Origin of the sequence: Mesorhizobium sp. M1423 (assembly GCF_040317575.1) — a bacterium.
Taxonomy (GTDB): Bacteria; Pseudomonadota; Alphaproteobacteria; order Rhizobiales; family Rhizobiaceae; genus Mesorhizobium.
The window spans coordinates 244,679-264,964 of record NZ_JAMYKU010000001.1 but is presented as its reverse complement, the minus strand read 5'-3'; the positions used below and the strand labels follow the sequence as shown (position 1 = coordinate 264,964).

Genomic DNA, 20,286 nt, shown 5'->3' with positions numbered 1-20,286 from the left:
ATCTTATGAACGCGTTCGCGTTCCGTTTCAAGTCCGATCCGGCGACGATTGCGCCGGTTCGTTCTACTTCTTCGCCAATTCCTTGGCCTGCTCGCGCCAGTCCTTGATCTGGTCGGCGCTGAACGGCATGTGCTCGTCGATCTTGGCGACATCCTTGTCGGACAGCTTGGCGATCTGGGCGAAGGTGGTGATGCCCTGTTCGTTGAGCTGGCCGGCGGCAACCGGGCCGATGCCCTTGATCACCGTCAGGTCATCCGGCTCGCCCTTCGGCGCCTTGAACAACGGCGCGGCGGCTTCACTTGCCTCGGCCTTGCCTTCCTTCTTCGGCGCAGCCTCTGCCTTGGCTGCGGCCTTCGGCGCAGCTTCAGCCTTCGCCTCGGTCTTGGCGGCAACTTCGGCCTTCGCTTCGGTCTTGGCGGCGGTCTTCTTCGCCGGCTTGGCGCCACCCAGCAGGATCTCGGCGATCCTGACAGTGGTCAAAAGCTGGCGATGGCCGATCTTGCGGCGCGAATTCTGCCGGCGACGCTTCTTGAAGGCGATGACCGTGCGGTTCTTGCCCTGCTCGACGACTTCGGCGGTGACCATCGCACCATCGACGAACGGCGCGCCGAACGTGACGTTCTCGCCTTCGCCATGCGCGAGCACATTGCCGATCTCGACGATGTCGCCGACATTGGCTTCGAGTTTTTCGATCTTCAGGAGATCGTTGGCGGCAACGCGATACTGCTTGCCGCCCGTTTTGATGACTGCGAACATTTTTTGCCTTTCGCTGTTCGGTCGGCCTTGATGAACCGCCTGAGGCGGTTCGGCCGTCTTTTTGTCAGTCTGCGGGTTCAAAAAACAAGCGGCGCGGAAGATCCCTCCACGCCGATTGCGCGCTGTCCCTAACCGAAGGTTCGGCTTGAGTCAAGGCAAGCGCCGCGGGCAAGCTGCGAATGGGCTGAGCCCAGTCCGGCAAACATGGAACATCGGGCACCGCAGCTTTGAACGCAGCACGGACGGGAACCTGCGGCGCCGGGGCAGATTGGCCCTTGTAACCTGCCTGTCCAGCCGTTATCTAGTGCGCCGCGCCGGCAACGGCGGACCATGACCGCGGAGAGGTGGCAGAGTGGTCGAATGCACCGCACTCGAAATGCGGCATGGGTGCAAGCCCATCGGGGGTTCGAATCCCTCCCTCTCCGCCAGTGATACTAACTTCATTTTTTGATTTGGCCTGCCGAACTCAGCCATAAATGCTCGTGAAGCCGCGGAGCTCAATTGCAGCCCGGCGTTAACCTTTGGCCCGCTAGGTCGTTGACCAAGCAACCGAGCGGTGTTGCGGAAGGTTGTCGGTTCGCAATGTGGGTCAAGCGAGCGTCAGCTGGATCGTGTATTTGGTGATCGACCCGTCGCGAACCTACCCACGACCTCATCGATCACATGGAACGGAGCAGGAAACCACTTCCGTGGTCGCACTGGATGGCGGCTGGGTTCTGTTGCGAGCAGTTCCTGATCAAAACGCGGTGACTTGTGTCTGGGGCGTCAAGTCCACCAAAAATCAGCGAGCGATGCACTAACTGCTGGAGTGCGCCCCGCCTTCGACGTATAAATGGCGCTACATTCCGGGAGGAAGAGCCATGAATGCAGTGCCTCAATGGCGGCTCGCAGGCGACTGGTTCGACATCTGCAGCTGCGACATCCCTTGCCCTTGCGAGTTCGCCCAGCGGCCGACCGGCAATCACTGCCAGGGCGTGCTCGCCTGGCATGTACGCGAGGGTCAGTATGGCGACGTGAAGCTCGACGGCCTGTCGCTGGTGGCGCTCGGCGAGTTCGAAGGCAATCTATGGGCCGGCGAGGCAAAGGCCGTGATGGGCATGTACCTCGACGAGAAGGCGAACGAGCGGCAACGTGAAGCCCTGCAGGCGATCTTCGGCGGGCAGGTTGGCGGCTGGCCGGCGGGTTTTGCCGCCAACATCGGCGAGATGCGTGGCATGGAGTTCGTGCCGATCACTTTCGAGGTGGCGGGCGACCTTGCCACCTGGCGGGTCGAGATTCCTGGCCTCGTCGTCGGGCATGCGGAAGCGCTTTCAGGTCCCACAACACCACCCGGCAAGCGGGTGCAGACGATCAACCCGCCGGGCTCGGAGGTCGGCCCGGGCCAGGTTGCCACCTGGGGGCGTTCGGTCGAGGTGAGCACCAAAGGCTTCGGGCTCGACTGGACGGGCACGGCGCGCTCGAGCAAACACATTCCGTTCGACTGGACCGGCCCGAACTAGGGACGTGCCGATGCCTGACGCGTTCCCCGGGAAATCGTCGCGGCTCCGGAATTTGCGTGGCATGCCGCTCGGCCTTCTCGCATCGCTCGTCGTGCTAACAGCGGCGGCGTGGGCGCTGACCCTCAGCATGGATATGCCTATGGGCATTGCGGTGCGCGGCGGGATGGAGGGTATGGAAGGCATGGCCGGCATGGCGATGGCCGGAATTGCCGCCGACGGCTGGTCACTCGCCGGCGCCGCCGCCTTTCTTGCTGTATGGACGGTGATGATGGCTGCCATGATGCTGCCGGCGGCCGCGCCCATGATCTTTATGTTCGCGGCGGCGCAGGCCATGCGCGAACAGCACGTTGCCATCCCGACGTGGATATTCGTCGCGGGTTACATGCTCGTCTGGGCGGCGGCGGGCCTTCTCGTGTATGTCCTGGTCCAGTTCGGAAGCGAGTTTGCGACCAGCCTCGATCCGCCTCAGCGTTCGAAATGGGCGCCGCTCGCGCTCGGTATCACGCTTGGCGTCGCCGGACTCTACCAATTCACGACCCTCAAGCACATTTGCCTCAGCCATTGCCGTTCGCCGCTCGCTTTCGTTGCGCAGCATTGGCGCGACGGGCGGGTTGGCGCACTCGAGATGGGGCTGCGGCACGGGCTCTATTGCTTTGGTTGCTGCTGGGCGCTGTTTGCCGTGCTGGTCGCGGTGGGCATCATGAGCATCGCCTGGATGCTGCTGTTGACGCTGGTCGTCTTCGTCGAGAAGCTGCTGCAGCGCGGCCGCCGCTTCGAAGTTGCTTTGGGCATTGCGCTGATGGCCCTCGGGATCGCTGTATCGTTCGGCGCGATCGAGATGCCTTGGATGAGCGGCTAGCCCCCAGCCGGGTGGTGAAATTCCAAACATATCGGTCCTTAAGGATAAGGGCGGGTCGTTGTGTTTGGCGAACCGATACTAGCAGCTGGCAGCCCTCTGATCGGGTCGGTGATGGCTCAAGATGGCGGGCTATGCAGCCTTCCGCCGCAATTGGCTCACACTCAGCCACACCGCCGAAACCAGGAAGTAGAGGGCGCCTACTGCGGCATAGCCGGCCACGTTGGTGATGGATGGCGGCATCGGCATCCGCGCCTGCGCGATGAAAAACGTGCCTGCCAGTGCTGATTGCCCTCCGCTCAGGATCATCGCCCACTGCGCGCCAGAGCTCTTCCAACGGCGGACCGCGGTGCCGAGTTGAAGCAGGCCAGACAGGATCGCCCATGGGCCGAACACCCCGAGCACCCAATTCATGCTCATCTTCAGCGCAACAACGACCGCGAGCGTTGTCGCCACACTGACCACGACGTTGATGGTCTGGGTGCGATTCTGTCCCAATCCTCCGCTGCGCGATGCGTCGACAAAATTGGCGAGGGCATCCCATGCAGGATAAGCCACGAGCAAAACCGCCGCCGCCACCCCGGAATTCTGTCCCACTGTAAAGGCAGCCGCCACCCAGACAGCCGAGACCGCCGTCCGTGCGAAGTAATAGAGCTTGAGCCATTGTTCCTGGCTGGCGCGGGAAAGATCGCTATTGTGAACCGTCATTGGATGTCCTTTCGACTAGTAGGTAGGTCTCTCGACGAACGTCGCAGAGCCGTTACGGCGATGGTTATTTGAGGTCTTAGGATTGTATCTGGAGGGAACGCGGAGCGAGCCGCTCCAGGAGCGGGCGTGTCACGACGGCGAATATCTTCGGATCGCCATAGGCCCGTGCCGAAAGCATCGCGCCGTGGACAGTCGCCATGAACGCTTCAGCCTCGGCACGAGGGGCACCCATCAGTTGGAATCGGCCGAGCCGCGCACCGCGCTCCAGCACGGATGTCAGCCAAGCCGACAGGGAGCGGAAATGCGCCCGGACCTCAAGGCCAACTTCCTCGGGCAGCACGGGGAGCTCGCTTGCCAACAGCGCGCAGATACAAAACGGAGCGCTGGCATCCGCGATGCAGACTTCCCAATAGCCAGCGTAGTCCTGAAGCTGTTCGAGCGGATCGGAGACCTGAAGTTCGAGATTCGCCATCCCCGCTTCAGCTTCTTCCCGATACCGCGCAACCAGCGTTCGGACCAGATCGACCTTGCTTGGGAAATGGTGATGGATGCTCGCCTTACGAATCCCGACCACATCAGCGATGTCGGCATAACTGAAACCGTTGTAGCCGCCAGCGACGATCAGAGAACGCGCACAAGCCAGGATGTCGTCGGAGGTAGTAGACACGTTGCCCATGCCCCTACCTACCTTCTGGTAGGATGGCAGTCAAGCCCTCTTGCAACGCAACGACCAAAGCGAGAGCAGTAGCGTGGAATTGGGTGGCTATGGCGCAGACGTCATTCGATGTTCCTTGTGTCTCGGCCGCCATCAATTCAAAAAAGCGCCGAGTGTTTGTCGATCGAAGTAGCCGTCCCACTTCGAGGAGAAGGCGACACCCTTCGGCCGACCGGATCATCGCAATCGCCGCGCGGCACTAGGCGTTTGCACCGACTGCGCTATCTCCCCATCGTTAGCCTTGTTCTATCGCTGGTTGAAGATTGGGAGGTTTCCATGGATCGGCGACTATTTTTGACAGGAATGTTTGGCATTGCCGGGGCCGCGGCCCTTGCAAGCACGGTTCGGCCAATCAACGCAGTGGCCGGCGTTCCAACTGCCAGAAACGGCATTCTCGATGAACTCGAGGCGCCGGACGTCGAGACCTTCGACGACGATACTCAAGCAGAGTTGCAACCAGTCTATCATCGCCGGTGGCACCGGCCGCGCCGGCGCCGCCGGCGTGCTTGGAGAAGGGTCTGTCGCGTTTACTGGCGGAATGGCTATCGGCGCAGGCGGTGCTTCCGCAGGCGCGTCTGGGTCTGGTTTCGATTCTAGCAATTGGCCGGCTTGAACCCTGGCCATCGCGGCCGGGGTTTTCGCCTCAGGCGACCGTTAGCGCCCTTAGAGAGTTTGTCTGACGGCGCCGGAGGAGGCTGACGGTGTTTGCAGGTTTCAGAGCCACCAGCTTGCGACTGGACTATACGACCATTTTCGCAAGGGTCGGTGGCACCGGTCCGCCGCTGCTGCTTCTTCACGGTTTTCCAGAGACGCATCTGATGTGGAGGGATATCGCCGCAGCCTTGGCGCCCCGCTTCACGGTGGTCGCCGCCGACCTTCGAGGCTATGGCCAAAGCGGATGCCCGGTTTCCTCTGCCGATCACAGCCAATACGCCAAGCGCGCCATGGCCGGCGACATGGTTCAAGCCATGAAGCAACTGGGGTTTGAGCGGTTCATGGTTGCCGGGCATGATCGCGGCGGGCGGGTTGCCTATCGCCTGGCGCTCGACCATCCCGACAAAGTGCTCAAAATCGCCGTCCTCGACATCGTCCCCACCGCCGCAACATGGGATCGGGCGGATGCCAGACTGGCGCTCGGCTTCTGGCCCTGGAGCCTGCTTGCCCAGCCGGAGCCCCTGCCGGAACGTCTGATCGGCGCGGCTCCCGATGCAGTCGTCGACGATGCAATAACGCAATGGGGATCGTCGACGAAAATGGTCTCCAAAGAGGTCAGGGACGCCTATGTTGATGCGCTTCGCGATCCCGCGCATATTCATGCGATCTGCGAAGAGTATCGCGCCGCTGCGACGATCGATCGTGAACATGACGCGCTGAACCAGGCAAACGGTCGTCGCATCGAGTGCCCGCTAATGGCGCTATGGAGTGGCGAAGGCGCCCTGGAGAACTGGTATGCGCAAGAAGGCGGGCCGCTGGCTATCTGGAGGAAATGGGCTGACAGAGTGGAAGGACGCGCTGTCCAAGGCGGGCACTTTTTCCCAGAAGAGCACCCCGACACGGTAGCAGCGGTTCTCTCGGAATTCTTCGAGGACAAATAGGACGGTCAGGACAGAGGGTTGTAGAGGTCACATGCTTCAGTTACGCGGAACCTCGGGAGTGCTTCGCGGCCCGAGGTCGCGAATCCTCCGATATTCGTCTGTCCGGCATCAACGTGCTTGATAAGAGAATGAAGCCGATCTCCACGGCCACGCCTGTGATATGCAGCCTGATGTTTGTCGGAAGTTGTGCATCGCCTTTGCCTGCATCCTTTGATGCTGCGAAATACGACAAGATGAGTTGCGTCGAGCTCAACGTGGCGATCGGCACGGTCGCTGACGAGATGTCGGCAACAGCCATCGCTCGCGGCAAAGTCGTCCACACCAACATTCCGGACTGGCTGTGGGGAGGGCAGCGTGTCGCCTCGACCGTCGCTGCCCGCCAAAGCGCGAAGATCGAGCGCTTGCGGCAGCAGGAGGCTGCGATTGCAGCGGCGAGACGAAGCAGGTGCTGATTGCGTCGCTGGAGTGGGTCTTCAACCCGAGAGACCGGACTGATGCGCAGCGATCGCGCCGAGGAATATCTCGCCGAAATCCTTGAGCTTGGCGGCGCCGACGCCGTTGACCGCGGCGAAGGCGTCTAGATCACGCGGGCAGCGTTCGGCCATATCGATCAGCGTACGATCCGAAAAGATCACGAAGGCCGGCACTTGGCGTTCCCGGGCAAGACGCAGCCGTACCGCCTTGAGCGCGGCCAGCAGCGCCGAATCCAGACCTTCCGTGCCTGCTGCGGTATCCACAGGACGTATCTTGCCTCGCGATGACTGGCGCGCGTCCACGCGATACCGGAATGAAGCCTCGCCCCGGGCGAGTTCACGGCCTTTCTCGGCGACGGCGAGGCCGCCATGGCCGGCTGAGTCCAATGTCAGGAACCCTCCCGCGACGAGTTGGCGAAGCAGCGACAGCAAGAGACTCTTCTTATGCGCCACACCGGTGCCGAAGCTAGCAAGCCTGTGGTGGTTCCTGGCCAGGACCTTCTCGGTCTCATGGCCGAGCAGGACATCGACAACGTGGGCAGCGCCAAAGCGCTCGCCGGTCTGTGTGATCGCTGCCAGGATGATCCCCGCCTCCGCGTCGCCATCCGCATGCGGCGCCTGGTCGAGGCAGTTGTCGCAATTGCCGCAAGGCGAGGCACTTTCGCCGAAATAGCCAAGCAGGATCTGGCGGCGACACTGCGTCGTCTCGCAATAGCCGATCAGCGTATCGAGCCGGCCATGCGCGCGCCTTTTGTGCTCAGCCGGCGCGTCCTCGTCTTCGATGAAAAGCCGGCGCATGCGGATATCGCCGAGACCGTAGAGCATATGTGCCTCGGCCGCCCGCCCGTCGCGGCCCGCCCGCCCGATTTCCTGATAGTAGGCTTCCAAGCTGCCCGGCAGGTCGGTGTGGAAGACATAGGCGACATCCGGCTTGTCGATCCCCATGCCGAAGGCGATGGTCGCCACCATCACCACGCCGGACAAGGTCATGAAAGCGTTTTGATTCGCTTCACGCGCGTCCTTGCTCATGCCGGCATGATAGGCGAGCGCGCGTACGCCGTTCCGCTCGAGGAACGCCGCCATCTCTTCGGTCTTTTTGCGCGACAGGCAATAGACGATCCCGCTGCGGCCGGCATGGCGCTGCACAAAACCCAGCAATTGGCGCTTGCTGTCCTGCTTGGGCTCGATGCCTAGCTTGATGTTCGGCCGGTCGAAGCCGAGCACCACGGTATCGACGCGCCCGTCGAACAGCTGCGCGGCAATATCGGTGCGCGTCGTCTCGTCCGCCGTCGCCGTCAGCGCAATGATCGGCACTTTCGGGAAGACATCGCGCAGCCGCGACAATTCTTCATATTCGCGCCGGAACGCCGGTCCCCATTGCGAGATGCAATGTGCCTCGTCGATGGCGATCAGCCGGACATCGAGCTTGGTCAACGCCTCGAGCATCCGCGGGGTCATCAGCCGCTCCGGCGCAAGATAGAGCAGCCGTGTCTGCCCTGCCGCGACGCGGCGCCATGCAGCGACATTGGCATCCCGGTCGAGCGAGGAATTGATCGTATCGGCCGCCACACCCGCAAGGCGCAGTGCGGCGACCTGATCCTGCATCAGCGCTACCAGCGGCGAAACGACAATGGTGAGCCCGCCCAGCACCAGCGCCGGGACCTGGTAGCAGAGCGATTTGCCCGCACCCGTCGGCATGACGGCCAGTACATGATGCCCGGCCAGCAGCGCCTCCATCACGGCCGCCTGGCCGAGACGAAAATCATCGAAGCCGAAGACATCCTTCAGGACGCGCCGCTTGGAATCCTCTGCCGGGATGCTTGCCGCAATCTGCATTACAGAACTTTCGCGGACACGGCCTGCCGAAATTTCCCGGCGAATTGGCAGGTGATTGCCTGGACAGCAGATTCGAACATTTATCGACCCCTCTGGTCCTGTCCGCGGCACCGCCTGGAGCGAACTTCTCTCTCATTGGCCGATATCGGATCGTCGTTCCAGCCCCTATTCGCCTTGACTGTGAATATCGCGCCGCCTCGGAGCGGTTAATCCTATCTTCACCATCATTCGGCAGGTTCAGGTTCTGCGGTGATGTTTTGAGTACCGCGGCGCCACAAGCGCCCAGGCAACACGCCCGCGTCTCTCCGGAGGCGCGGGTTTTTCGTTCCGAGAACCGGCTGCCTGATCTTCGGGCCCGCAGCTCAGTCGAGGAAATCGGCGCGGTGCGGCGTAAAGCTGTCGACCAGTCGTCCCGCCTCCAGCGCCTTGACGCCATGGGCAAGGTTGGAAGGAACGATGAAGCTGCTGCCGGTTTCCAGGATCTCGGTCCTGCCGTCGATGATGACCTCGAAACGGCCTTCGGCGACGTAGCTCGCCTGGACGTGCGGGTGTGAGTGCAGCGCGCCGACGCCGCCCTTGTCGAAACCGAACTCGACCATCATCAGCTCGTCCGTGTGCAGGAGCACGCGCCGGCGGTTGCCATCCGGCGTCGGCGTCCACGCACCCTCGCCGGCATGCGAGAAGATCTTGGTTCCGGTCATCGCCAAACTCTCATCTTTTGTTGTTCATCGCGCCAGCCAGCCGCCATCCACCGGCACCACCGCGCCGTGCATATAGTTCGACGCCGGCGCCAGCAGGAAGACGGCTGCGTCGCCGATGTCTTCCGGCGCGCCCCAGCGCCCGGCCGGAATGCGCGCCAGGATCGAAGCGCTGCGGTCGGGATCGGCACGCAGCGCCTCGGTGTTGTTGGTCTCGATATAGCCTGGCGCAATGCCGTTGACGTTGATGCCCTTTGCCGCCCATTCGCAGGCGAGCAGTCGGGTGATGCCGAGCACGCCATGTTTGGAGGCGGTGTAGGAGGCGACACGGATGCCACCCTGAAAACTCAGCACCGAGGCGATGTTGACGATCTTGCCACGCCGTCCCGGGTCGGCAAGCACGCGCCTGGCAAAACTCTGGCTGAGGAAGAACACCGTCTTGAGGTTGACGCCGATGACGTCGTCCCAGTCGGCTTCGGTCAAGTCGACCGCATCGGCACGCCGGATAATGCCGGCATTGTTGACCAGGCCGTCGAGCGGCCCCGTATCGTCCCAGACGCGGTCAAGCATCGCCTGGGCGGCGGCATCATCGCCAAGGTCGCAGCGGACCGCCTCGAAGCGTCCGCCGGCCGCCGCAATCTTCTCCGCCGTCTCGTCCATCGCCGAGCGACCGACGCCGACGACCGCGCCGCCGGCACGCGCGATCGACACGGCGATGCCCTGGCCGATGCCGGTATTGGCGCCGGTGACGAGGATACGCTTGCCGGCAAGGCTGAAGGCCGCGAGGTCGCTCACTTGAGCTCCTCCATCGCCACCAGGTCGACATCGGTATAGTCGACATTGTCGCCGGCCATCGCCCAGATGAAGGTGTAGTTCGAGGTGCCGGCGCCCGAATGGATCGACCATCCCGGCGACAGCACCGCCTCCTCGTTGCGCACGACGAGATGACGCGTTTCGTCCGGTTCGCCCATGAAGTGAAACACCCGCGCCGTCTCCGGCAGGTCGAAATAGAGATAGGCCTCCATGCGCCGGTCATGCACATGGCATGGCATGGTGTTCCAGACCGAACCAGGGGCAAGCTGGGTCATGCCGACGACCAGCTGACAGGTCTTCACGCCATCGGCATGGATGAACTGAAAGATCGAGCGTTCGTTGGAGGGCGCCTGGCTGCCGAGATCAAGCCGCTTGGCATCGCCGATGCGGATCAGCCGGTTGGGATGGCTCTGATGCGCCGGCGCGCTGAGCAGGTAGAACTTAGCCGGCTCAGCCGGATTGGTCGCAGCGAACGATACCTCATCCGTGCCCATGCCGAGATAGAGCATGTCGCGCGCCTGCAGCTCGTAGGATTGACCGCCGGCTGTCACGATGCCTGCACCGGCGATGTTGACGATGATAATCTCACGGCGGTCGAGAAAATTCTTGGTCCCGGTCGGCTTGATCGCCCGCAGCGGCAGCGGCGCGCCGGCGGGCATGGCACCACCGACGATCATGCGGTCGTAGTGGGTGTAGGTCAGGCTGATACGGCCTGGCTGGAACAAGTCCTCGATCAGGAAATTGTGACGCAGTTCGTCCGTACCCATCGCCGCGGCAGAAACAGGATCGATGGCGAAGCGCGAGGTAAAATCCGTGTGATTGTCGGTGTGATTCATTGCTGTCCCATGGAGCTGCCTCAATTGCTTATTCAGTTGCCGCGGCCTTGACCGAGTCGGCATAAAACACCTGGCGCGCGTGCAGGCGCTCGCGATAGCGCTGCTGGCTGGCACCGAGATGCGCGCGCATCGCCTCCCGTGCCGCCTCGGCATCGCCTGCCGAGATGGCATTAAGGATCATCAGGTGTTCGCGCTGCAGGCCGCGCTGGTAGGCGTCGGACTGCGCGAATTCGGTCGACCAGGGCGAGGTCACATCGCAAGGGATGGCGCGCCGGCCGAGCACATCGAGCATCTCGACATAGAACGGATTGTTGGTGGCGCTGGCGATTGCGCGGTGGAAGGCGAGGTCGGCCGGTCCCGTCGGCTCGCTGTTGAGGAGCAGCCGTTCGAACTCGAAGAAGGCTTCCTGGATCGCCGCTTCCTGTGCGGCGTTACGGCGGAGGGCGGCGAGCCCGGCGGATTCGATCTCGATCGCCAACCTGACTTCGAGCACGTTGAGGGCAATTGAATCCTTGCTGCCCATCTCCGCTGCCAGAGCCCCGAACGCTGTCGAGATATGCTCGGTGACAAAGACGCCGGCGCCTTGGCGCGGCTCGACCAGGCCGTCCGCGGCAAGCTTGGCCAGCGCCTCGCGTATCACGGTGCGGCTGACCCCGAAGGTTTCAGTCAACTGGCCCTCGGTCGGCAGCTTTTGCCCAGGCTGGATCTCGCCCGCCTGCAACTGCTTGCGGATCGCGGCGACGACGGTTTCCGAAAGCTTCGGTCTTCGTTCGACGCGGAGCCCGACTGCGGTGTCCGATGCCATGTCGCAACCCCTATTTGAAGACGCTCGGCAGCCATAGCGAAATGGCTGGAATGTAAGTGACGAGCGCCAGCACCACGAGGCCTGCGCCATAGAACGGCCAGATCGAGCGCATCGATTCCCAGACGGATATCTTGCCCACTGCGCACGCCACGAACTGCACTGCGCCCACCGGCGGCGTGTTCAGCCCGATGCCGAAATTGAGGATCATGATGACGCCGAAATGCACCGGATCGACGCCGTAGGCCTGCGCCACGGGCAGGAAGATCGGCGTGCAAATGATGATCGTCGGCCCCATGTCCATGAACGTGCCGAGGAACAGCATCAAGAGGTTGAGCAGCAGAAGCACGACCAGCGGATCGTCCGAGATCGCGTTCATGGAGGCTATCAGCGCTGCCGGTACTTTCAGGAAGGCCATCAGCCACGAGAATGCCGCCGCCATGCCGATGATAAGCAGCACCATGGCCGTGGTGCGCACGGCGCCATGGGTGGCATGAACGAACCCTTCCCAGGTCATCTGCCGGTAAACGAAGACAGTCACGAGCAGCGCATAGATGACGGCGATACAGGAACTCTCGGTGGCCGTGAAGACGCCCGATCGTACGCCGCCGAAGATGATCGCGATCAGCAGCAGGCCGGGCACCGCGACGGCGAAAAGATGCGCGACCGCGGTGAAGCCCGGAAACGGCTCGGTCGGATAGCCGCGGGAGCGCGCCACGAAATAAGCGGTGACCATCAGTGACAGGGCCAGCAGCAGGCCCGGGATGATGCCGGCCGTGAACAGATCGGCGATGGAGATCTTTCCGCCTGCCGAGATCGCGTAGATGATCATGTTGTGCGACGGCGGCAGCAGCAGCGCGATCAGCGCCGCCATCGACGTGACGTTGACGGCGTAGTCCGCTCCATATCCACGCGCCTTCATCTGCGGGATCATCAGGCCGCCCACCGCGGCTGCCTCCGCCACCGCGGAGCCCGAAATGCCGCCGAATAGTGTAGCGGTCGCGATGTTGACCTGCCCGAGGCCGCCGCGCAAATGGCCGACGAGCGAGCCGGCGAAGGCAACGATCTTGCTGGCGATGCCGCCGCGCACCATCAAGTCGCCGGCGTAGATGAAAAACGGAATGGCCAGCAGCGAAAAGACGCTCATGCCGGAATTCAGGCGCTGGAAGACGATCAGCGGCGGCAGGCCCATATAGAGGACGGTGGCCAGGCTTGCGACGCCGAGGCAGAAAGCGATCGGCGTGCCGATAAGCATCAGCAGGGTGAAGACGCCGAAGAGAATCCACAGTTCCATGGCGTCAGACCTTCACGTTGGCGGTGTCGAGTTCGGCTGCGACTTCGGCCGGCGGCAATTCATCGAGGGCATCGTCGATCGGCGCGCCGGAGAGGCGAAGCACGATGCGCTCCAGCGTGAAGAGCACGATGAGCGCGCCTCCCGCGACAAGCGGGACATAGTCCCAGCCCCCCGATATGCCGAGTGACGGCAAGACAGAGCCCCAGGTCAATGCGACCAGCTGGCTGCCATACCAGATCATGCCGATGCCGAAGGCGAGCGCGACGAGGTCCGAAATCATCCGCAGCCAGCGCTTGCCGCCTTTTGGCAGCACGTAGAGCAGGACGTCGAAGCCGAGATGATAGTTCTCGCGCACGCCGACGGCAGCGCCGAGGAAAATGAACCAGCTCATCAGCATCACCGAGCCCGGCTCGGTCCAGCTCGGCGAACGATTCAGAACATAGCGGCCGAACACTTGCCAGGCGACAAAGGCGGTCATCAGCACCAGCCCGATGCCGGCGATCGACAGCGCCGCCGTGCTGACGCGCGACATCACTTGCGCGACGCCGGACAGGAGCGGTCTTGGTTTTAGGCTGGAAGTCACCGGTTTTCTCCGCAAGAGGACGGCGGCGCGGGATGTCCGCGCCGCCGCTTGATCACTGCACGGCCTTGATGGCTTCGACCATGGCCTTCAGCTTGTCGTCCTTGACGTGCTTCTCGTAGACCGGGCCCATCGCGTCGATGAAGGGCTGCTTATCCGGCGTCGTGATCTGCGAACCGGCCGCCTCGACCTTGGCGCGCGATTCCTTGACCTTGGCGGTCCACAGCTCGCGCTGCTTGGCGACGCTCTCCTTGGCGGCCGCCTTGAAGATCGCCTGGTCTTCCGGCGTCAGCTTGTCCCAGCTCGACTTCGCCATGACGAAGGCTTCCGGCACCATCGTGTGCTCGTCGAGCGAATAGTATTTGGCGACTTCCGCGTGCTTGGCGGTGTCGTAGCTCGGAAAATTGTTCTCCGCACCGTCGATCACCCCGGTCTCGATCGCCGAATACACCTCGCCATACGGCATCGGCGTCGCGTTGGCGCCGAGTGCCGCCACCATATCGACGAAGATGTCGGACTGGATGACGCGGAACTTCATGCCGGCCATGTCGGCTACAGTGTTGATCGGCTTCTTCGAATTGTAGAAGGAGCGCGAGCCGCCATCGTAAAAGGCGAGCAGCACCAGCCCGACCTGGTCGAACGCCGCCGCGATCTGGTCGCCGATCGCCCCGTCCATGACCTTGTGCATATGGTCTTCCGAACGGAAGATGTAGGGCAGCGAGGGTACGGTGGTCTCCGGGATGAGCCCGTTGAACGGCGCCATCGAGACGCGGTTGAGATCGATCACGCCGGTGCGCACCTGCTCGATCGTGTCCTTTTCCTCGCCGAGTTGCGCGGAAGGATAGAGTTCGACCACATAGCGGCCGGCCGTGCGCTCTTTCACGAGCTCGCCGAAATATTTGACCGCCTCGACCGTCGGATAGCCGTCCGGGTGTGTGTCAGACGAGCGCAGGACCGTCTGGGCGCTTGCCGTTCCGGCCAGCAGTGCGGCGGCAAGTAGCGTAGCTCCCGCCCGTCTTGAAAAATGCAGCATTGGTTTCCTCCCGTTTGAACGATGGCGGCAAGCGCCGTTAGAGCCGGTACGCCTTTTTCGCGAGCGTATAGGCAAGTTCCTGCGCCAGCTCGTGCGCCTCGTCCTCGCCGAGCCGATGCTCGGCGACGAGACGCGCCAGATATGCGCAATCGACCCGGCGCGCCACATCATGGCGGGCCGGTATGGATGGAAAGGCGCGGGTGTCGTCGTTGAAACCGACGGTGTTGTAGAAACCGGCCGTTTCGGTGGTCATCTCGCGGAACCGGCGCATGCCTTCGGGGCTGTCGTGGAACCACCAGGCCGGCCCGAGCTTCAATGCCGGGTAGACACCGGCGAGCGGCGCCAGCTCGCGCGCATAGCTGGTCTCGTCGAGGGTGAACAGGATGATGGTGAGATCGCGCTCCAGCCCGACACAGTCGAGCAGCGGCTTCAACGCCGTCACATAATCGGTTCGAGTCGCGATATCGAAGCCTTTGTCCCTGCCGAACTTCTGAAAGACAGCCGGCGAATGATTGCGCCAGGAGCCGGGATGGATTTGCAGGACCAGCCCGTCGTCACGGCTCATCTTGGCCATCTCGGTCAGCATCTGGGCGCGAAACAGCTTTCGCTCGCGCTCGTCGTTCGAGCCCCGGCGGATGCGGTTGAACAGCTCCTCGGCGGCGGCATCCGAGAGATTGGCGGTTTCGGCCGTCGGATGGCCGTGATCGGAGGAAGTCGCGCCAAAGCTCTTGAAGAAGGCGCGCCGCTGGCGATGCGCATCGAGATAGCCGGCCCAATTGCCGGTGTCGCAGCCGGTGATCTCGCCAAGCCGGTCGAGATTGGCCGAAAAGCCTTCGAAGTCGGGATCGACGATCGCATCCGGCCGATAGGCGGTGACGACGCGGCCCTCCCAGCCGCTGTCGCGGATCATCTGGTGCCATCTGAGATCGTCGAGCGCGCCTTCGGTCGTCGCGATGACCTCAATGTTGAAGCGCTCGAACAGCGCTCGCGGGCGAAAATTCTCCCACTGCAGCAGCGTCGCGATCGTGTCGTAGTGGCGGTCGGCCGTCTTGGCATTCAGCGGCTCGTCGATACCAAACAGATGGGCGAGCACATGGTCGAACCACAGCCGGGTCGGCGTGCCGCGGAACAGGTAATAATGCTCGGCGAAGCGCCGCCAGATCGTTCTGCCGTCGGTTTCCACCGGCGAACCGTCACGCGTCGGCACGCCAAGCTCCTCAAGCCGAACACCCTGGCTGAACAGCATGCGGAAAATGTAGTGGTCCGGCACGATCAGCAACTGCGCCGGATCGGGAAACGCCTCGTTGAGCGCATACCAGCGCGGATCGGTGTGGCCGTGCGGGCTGACGATCGGCAGGTCCTTGACCGCGGCGTAGAGATCGCGGGCCAGCGAAAGCGGGCGCGCCTCGGCGGCAAACAGCAAATCTGGATCCGTCAATGCGGCCACGTAAATCCTCCCAATCCGGACATCGGTAGGGTTGGAAAGAAATAATGTCAACATACAAAAAATGGGTTGTTGTATGATGACTTTTCGTCGGCCATTGCCCATTGTGCGTGACGGCAACGGGTGTTACGCCGCCTGCCAACAGTGACCCAGCAACCTCGATCAGACACGCCGCGCAATGACCAATAGACGCCTTTCCAACAGCACGCTGAAGGCACTGCCGGCTTCGGTCGCGGTTCCCCGCTACGACCGCGGCGCTATTGCGCCAGGCATCGTCCATCTCGGCGTCGGCGCGTTCCACCGCGCCCACCAGGCGGCCTATGTCGACGACTGTCTGGCGGCTGGAGAGACAGGCTGGGGCATTGTCGGCGTGTCCTTGCGCAGTCCAGACACGCGCGACGCATTGGCGCCGCAGGATGGCCTCTACACACTGGCGATCAGGAGCAGCGTCGAAGAAGAGCTGCGCGTCGTCGGTTCGATCCTGTCGCTGCTGGTGGCGCCGGAAGATCCGGCTGCGGTGCTCGCCGCTCTGACCGATCCGCTCACCCGTATCGTCACGCTGACGATCACCGAAAAGGCCTATCTGAGGGCAGCCGGCGGCGGACTGGACAATACCCACCCCGACATCGTCCATGATCTGGCTAACCCGCAAATGCCACGAACGGGGCATGGTTTCCTGACGGAGGCGCTGTCGCGCCGCCGTGCCACCGGCATCCAGCCTTTCACCGTGCTCTGCTGCGACAACCTTCCGGCCAATGGCGCCACGCTGCACCGCCTGCTGGTCGAATTCGCCGCACTGCGCGATTCCAGGCTCGCCACTTCAGGCGATGCCAGGCTCGCCGCACACATCGCCGACGGCGTCGCCTTTCCGTCGAGCATGGTCGACCGCATCGTGCCGGCGACCACGGATGCCGACCGGGCGCGTATCGCCGTAGAGCTCGGCGTCGAGGATGCCTGGCCGGTGATGACCGAGCCGTTCTGCCAATGGGTGGTCGAGGACGACTTTCCGGCCGGCAGGCCGGCCTGGGAAAAGTTCGGCGTCACTATGGTCGGCGACGTCGGGCCGTTCGAGGACATGAAGCTGCGGCTGCTCAACGGCTCGCATTCGGCAATCGCCTATCTCGGCCTGCTCAGCGGCTACGACACGGTCGACCGCGCCTTTGCCGATCCGGCGATCCGGCAATTCGTCGACGGACTGTGGGCCGAGGCGATCCCGACGCTGCCGCAGGACGCCGGGCTCGATACGGCCGGCTACACGGCCCAGCTCGCCGAACGTTACTCGAACACGGCGCTGGCCCATCGCACGGCGCAGATCGCCAATGACGGCAGCCAGAAACTGCCACAGCGCATCGTCGCCTCGGCCGTCGAGCGGCTGAGTGCCGGTGATCCCCCAGCCCATCTGATGCTGGTGGTGGCCGCCTGGATCGCCGCTTGCGAGGCGCGCGGCAAGACCTTGCCCGAAGCCCATTTCACCGACCCGATCGACACTCGGCTTACGGCGCTCGGCAGCCGGCCGGCTGATGAAGCTGTGACAGCGATGTTCGATCTCGCCGGCTTCGCCAGGGACCATTCCCAGCGCATGACACTGATTGATCTGACGACAGCCCATCTCGAGCGCCTGCGGCGGGGCGGGCCTGCCGCTGCCTTGGCGGCGCTTGGCATAGGGAGTGAGAAGCCATGAGACAGACTTGGCGCTGGTTCGGGCCCGACGACCCGGTGACGCTTGCCCATGTCCGTCAGGCCGGCGCCGTCGGCATCGTCAGCGCGCTGCATCACCTCAATGACGGCCGCGCCTGGCCGGCGGACGAGATCGCCAGGCGCAAGGCAGAGATCGAGGCAGCAGGCCTGACCTGGGACGTGGTCGAGAGCATCGTCGTCCACGAGGACATCAAGACCCGCAGTGGCGACTGGCGCACCCTGATCGACAATTATAAGGCCTCGATCCGCGCCGTCGCTGCCGCCGGCATCAACACCATCTGCTATAATTTCATGGCGATCACCGACTGGACGCGCACCGACCTCGACTATCCGATGCCGCATGGCGGCACGGCGCTGCGCTTCGATGTCGTCGAGCTCTGCGCCTATGACGTCTTCATCCTCGAGCGAAAACGGGCGGAGGCCGATCACCCGCCGGCCCGTGTCGAGGCGGCGCGTGTGCGGCTGCAAGGCATGAGCGAAAGCGACAAGGCGAGACTGGAGCTCAACCTGATCGGCTGGGTGCCGGCGCGCGAATTCATCTTCGATCGAGCGAGCTTCCGCCGCGCCCTCGACCTCTACAAGGACGTCTCTACCGAAGGACTGCGCGAAAACCTGTTTGCCTTCCTGCGCGAGATCGTGCCGGTTGCCGAAGAGGCCGGCGTCAGGATGGCGATCCACCCCGACGATCCGCCTTTTTCGTTGTTCGGCCTGCCGCGCATCGTTTCCAAGGCAGCCGATGCCCGCGCGCTGCTCGACGCCGTCGCTTCGCCGGCTAACGGACTGACACTGTGTACCGGCTCCTACGGCGCGAGCGCGCAGAACGATCTGCCGGCAATGGCGAAGGCTTTCGCCGAGAACATCCATTTCGCCCATCTGCGCAATGTCACCAAGGAGCCCGACGGCTCCTTCCACGAAGCCGAGCACCTCGACGGCGACACCGACATGGTGGCGGTCGTGTCGGCGCTGATTGGCGAGGAGCGGCGGCGCAAGGCGGCAGGCAGGGCGGACTGGCAGATTCCGATGCGTCCGGACCATGGCCATGCCATTGTCGACGACATCGGCAAGAAGGTGAACCCCGGCTATTCCTGCATCGGCCGCCTGAAGGGCCTCGCCGAACTGCGCGGCGTCATGCGCGCCGTGGAAGCGCTGACGGTGTGAGCTATTTGCCTGACGGATCCAATACTTGCCGGGAAGAATAGTCGACGCCTTTAGAATTCCAGAACAGCCGCACGGCCTTGCCGACCAGATTTTCACTGGGAATAAACCCGACGCTGAATCGGCTGTCGGAGGAATTGTCCCGATTGTCGCCAAGTGCAAAATAGTGGCCTGCGGGCACGATCCACGAGTTCGTGTTGTCCCCGATGGATGAATCTGTCAGGTTGAGAACGGTGTAGGACACGCCCTCTGGCAAAGTTTCACGTTGAAGTTTGACTGGATCGGGGAACTCTTCGGACGAAAAAGAGCCGATATCCTCGAGCCCCACCGCTACCTCGTTGATGTAAAGCATCCCGTCGATGATCTGGATCTTTTCGCCCGGAAAGCCGACGATCCGCTGGATGTAGTTCACGCTCGGATCGGGCGGGAACTTGAATGCCACCACATCTCCCCTTTTGGGTTCCGCGCCCAATAGGCGCCCGTCAAATGAGAGCACGTTGAAGGGCACGCTGTAGCGACTGTAGCCGTATGCGGATTTGGACACGAAGAGATAGTCGCCCTCCCGCAACGTCGGCGTCATGCTGCCAGACGAGATCGAAAACGATTGGAACACCAACGAGCGGATTACAAACGCAGCCACGATGGAGGCGTAAAACGCCAACACGAACACCGACACCCCTTGCGCATACCATTTGTCCGGCTTGAACCGATGCGCAAAGGGAACAACGAGCGTCGCCCACAGGATCATCAAGCCGATACCTGAAAAGTTGCCCGCCGCCGCAAGATCCATGCCCGGCACCACCGGAATTCCGATGTAGCAAAGCGCGATGCTGACAGCACTGGTCACAAACAGGCTTATGACAGCCAGTTTGCCAGCGCCAATCCATAGAAATCCGCCAAACGGGCCGCCAAGGGCCGACACCAGGGCCGTCGACCATCTGGATCGCGAGACTGTTTCTTGTTGCACTGTTTGTTCTGTCATCGGCCCCCCACGCCAAGGCAGCCTGACTGTTCACCAAATAAAAAAGCGAGGCAAGCCTCGCTTTCTCGACGCCGAACTGATCCTTCGCGTTAAGCCGGCAGGATGGCGCCTTCAAGCGTGGTGAGCTGGTTAAGGAACTGCTCGGCCTTGCTGCGGGTCTGGTCGTCCTTGGCGTCGGCGGCGTCTTCCCTCGCCTCCTGGATGCGGCGGGCAAGCTCGGCGCGGTCGATGTCGCCGACGGCCACAGCCGATTCCGCCAGCAGCGTGCAGCCGGCCGGAACGATGTCGGCAAAGCCGCCGAACACCACGTAGCGTTCTTCCTTGCCGGAAGCGGTCTTCAACGTGACGACGCCCGGCTTGATCGTGGTCATGACCGGTGCGTGATGCGCCATCACGGTCATTTCGCCCTCGGCGCCTGGGATGACGACGGATTCGACCTGCTCGGAAACCAAGAGGCGCTCCGGCGAGACCAGTTCGAACTTGAAAGCTTCAGGCATGATCAATTTAGCGAAT

General features: G+C 62.9%; 20 protein-coding genes and 1 tRNA gene. 7 read left to right on the top strand and 14 right to left on the bottom strand.

Annotated features, from left to right (window positions below; genetic code table 11):
• Window positions 1-63 precede the first annotated feature (63 nt).
• A complete protein-coding gene (locus tag NKG95_RS01345; RefSeq protein WP_352961881.1) occupies window positions 64-756 on the bottom strand; it encodes a 50S ribosomal protein L21 in 693 nt (230 codons plus the stop codon).
• Between the two features lie 338 nt (window positions 757-1,094).
• Here NKG95_RS01345 and NKG95_RS01340 point away from each other — a divergent pair.
• The 3 genes from NKG95_RS01340 (at window position 1,095) to NKG95_RS01330 (ending at window position 3,114) form a co-directional block, all read left to right on the top strand.
• A tRNA-Ser gene (locus tag NKG95_RS01340) sits at window positions 1,095-1,184 on the top strand.
• A 432-nt stretch (window positions 1,185-1,616) separates the two neighbouring features.
• Complete coding sequence (locus NKG95_RS01335; protein ID WP_353039747.1) at window positions 1,617-2,255, top strand: DUF1326 domain-containing protein; 639 nt, start codon at window positions 1,617-1,619, stop codon at window positions 2,253-2,255.
• Window positions 2,256-2,265: 10 nt separating this feature from the next.
• Window positions 2,266-3,114 carry a DUF2182 domain-containing protein gene (locus NKG95_RS01330; RefSeq protein WP_353039745.1) on the top strand — a complete coding sequence of 283 codons (849 nt, stop codon included), beginning with the start codon at window positions 2,266-2,268 and terminating at the stop codon, window positions 3,112-3,114.
• Window positions 3,115-3,243: 129 nt separating this feature from the next.
• On the opposite strand, the gene NKG95_RS01325 is transcribed toward NKG95_RS01330, so the two are convergent.
• Entirely contained in the window at window positions 3,244-3,819 is a 576-nt protein-coding gene (locus NKG95_RS01325; protein ID WP_353039743.1) for a DUF308 domain-containing protein, read from the bottom strand.
• Window positions 3,820-3,895: 76 nt separating this feature from the next.
• Entirely contained in the window at window positions 3,896-4,495 is a 600-nt protein-coding gene (locus NKG95_RS01320) for a TetR/AcrR family transcriptional regulator (protein ID WP_352494133.1), read from the bottom strand.
• A gap of 740 nt (window positions 4,496-5,235) precedes the next feature.
• On the opposite strand from NKG95_RS01320, the gene NKG95_RS01315 reads away from it, so the two are divergent.
• Entirely contained in the window at window positions 5,236-6,129 is an 894-nt protein-coding gene (locus NKG95_RS01315; protein ID WP_353039741.1) for an alpha/beta fold hydrolase, read from the top strand.
• Between the two features lie 197 nt (window positions 6,130-6,326).
• Window positions 6,327-6,581 (top strand): hypothetical protein, encoded by a 255-nt coding sequence (locus tag NKG95_RS01310; protein ID WP_245278615.1) that lies wholly within the window; start codon window positions 6,327-6,329, stop codon window positions 6,579-6,581.
• Window positions 6,582-6,602: 21 nt separating this feature from the next.
• Here the strand turns inward: NKG95_RS01310 and recQ are convergent, their stop codons facing one another.
• From recQ to uxaC, 9 genes are all read right to left on the bottom strand, one after another.
• Window positions 6,603-8,438: a DNA helicase RecQ gene (gene recQ, locus NKG95_RS01305; RefSeq protein WP_353039740.1), complete on the bottom strand. Its 1,836-nt coding sequence runs from the start codon at window positions 8,436-8,438 to the stop codon at window positions 6,603-6,605.
• 362 nt (window positions 8,439-8,800) lie between these two features.
• Entirely contained in the window at window positions 8,801-9,139 is a 339-nt protein-coding gene (locus NKG95_RS01300; RefSeq protein WP_353039738.1) for a cupin domain-containing protein, read from the bottom strand.
• Window positions 9,140-9,163: 24 nt separating this feature from the next.
• The gene (gene kduD / locus NKG95_RS01295) at window positions 9,164-9,931 is read right to left on the bottom strand and encodes a 2-dehydro-3-deoxy-D-gluconate 5-dehydrogenase KduD (protein WP_352845254.1); all 768 of its coding nucleotides are present in this window, start codon (window positions 9,929-9,931) and stop codon (window positions 9,164-9,166) included.
• Window positions 9,928-10,785 carry a 5-dehydro-4-deoxy-D-glucuronate isomerase gene (gene kduI / locus NKG95_RS01290; protein ID WP_353039736.1) on the bottom strand — a complete coding sequence of 286 codons (858 nt, stop codon included), beginning with the start codon at window positions 10,783-10,785 and terminating at the stop codon, window positions 9,928-9,930. Before kduI ends, kduD begins: the two co-directional genes overlap by 4 nt.
• Before the next feature lie 28 nt (window positions 10,786-10,813).
• Window positions 10,814-11,590, bottom strand: coding sequence for a FadR/GntR family transcriptional regulator (locus NKG95_RS01285; protein ID WP_352480962.1), 777 nt, complete (start codon window positions 11,588-11,590; stop codon window positions 10,814-10,816).
• A 10-nt stretch (window positions 11,591-11,600) separates the two neighbouring features.
• Window positions 11,601-12,881, bottom strand: coding sequence for a TRAP transporter large permease (locus tag NKG95_RS01280; RefSeq protein ID WP_023719696.1), 1,281 nt, complete (start codon window positions 12,879-12,881; stop codon window positions 11,601-11,603).
• A 4-nt stretch (window positions 12,882-12,885) separates the two neighbouring features.
• Window positions 12,886-13,413 (bottom strand): TRAP transporter small permease, encoded by a 528-nt coding sequence (locus NKG95_RS01275; protein WP_023719697.1) that lies wholly within the window; start codon window positions 13,411-13,413, stop codon window positions 12,886-12,888.
• A gap of 103 nt (window positions 13,414-13,516) precedes the next feature.
• Complete coding sequence (locus NKG95_RS01270; protein ID WP_023719698.1) at window positions 13,517-14,494, bottom strand: TRAP transporter substrate-binding protein; 978 nt, start codon at window positions 14,492-14,494, stop codon at window positions 13,517-13,519.
• 37 nt (window positions 14,495-14,531) lie between these two features.
• Window positions 14,532-15,941 carry a glucuronate isomerase gene (gene uxaC, locus NKG95_RS01265; protein WP_353039734.1) on the bottom strand — a complete coding sequence of 470 codons (1,410 nt, stop codon included), beginning with the start codon at window positions 15,939-15,941 and terminating at the stop codon, window positions 14,532-14,534.
• Between the two features lie 175 nt (window positions 15,942-16,116).
• Here uxaC and NKG95_RS01260 point away from each other — a divergent pair, with 175 nt between their 5' ends.
• Both NKG95_RS01260 and uxuA read left to right on the top strand, forming a co-directional pair.
• Window positions 16,117-17,619: a mannitol dehydrogenase family protein gene (locus tag NKG95_RS01260; RefSeq protein ID WP_353039732.1), complete on the top strand. Its 1,503-nt coding sequence runs from the start codon at window positions 16,117-16,119 to the stop codon at window positions 17,617-17,619.
• On the top strand, window positions 17,616-18,794 hold the full coding sequence (gene uxuA, locus NKG95_RS01255) for a mannonate dehydratase (protein WP_352494127.1): 1,179 nt from the start codon (window positions 17,616-17,618) through the stop codon (window positions 18,792-18,794). Before NKG95_RS01260 ends, uxuA begins: the two co-directional genes overlap by 4 nt.
• 1 nt (window position 18,795) lies before the next feature.
• Here uxuA and lepB read toward each other — a convergent pair whose 3' ends face one another.
• Together lepB and NKG95_RS01245 are read right to left on the bottom strand one after the other, a co-directional pair.
• Window positions 18,796-19,773 (bottom strand): signal peptidase I, encoded by a 978-nt coding sequence (lepB, locus tag NKG95_RS01250; RefSeq protein WP_502913913.1) that lies wholly within the window; start codon window positions 19,771-19,773, stop codon window positions 18,796-18,798.
• 89 nt (window positions 19,774-19,862) lie between these two features.
• A complete protein-coding gene (locus NKG95_RS01245; RefSeq protein ID WP_023719703.1) occupies window positions 19,863-20,270 on the bottom strand; it encodes a F0F1 ATP synthase subunit epsilon in 408 nt (135 codons plus the stop codon).
• Window positions 20,271-20,286 lie beyond the last annotated feature (16 nt).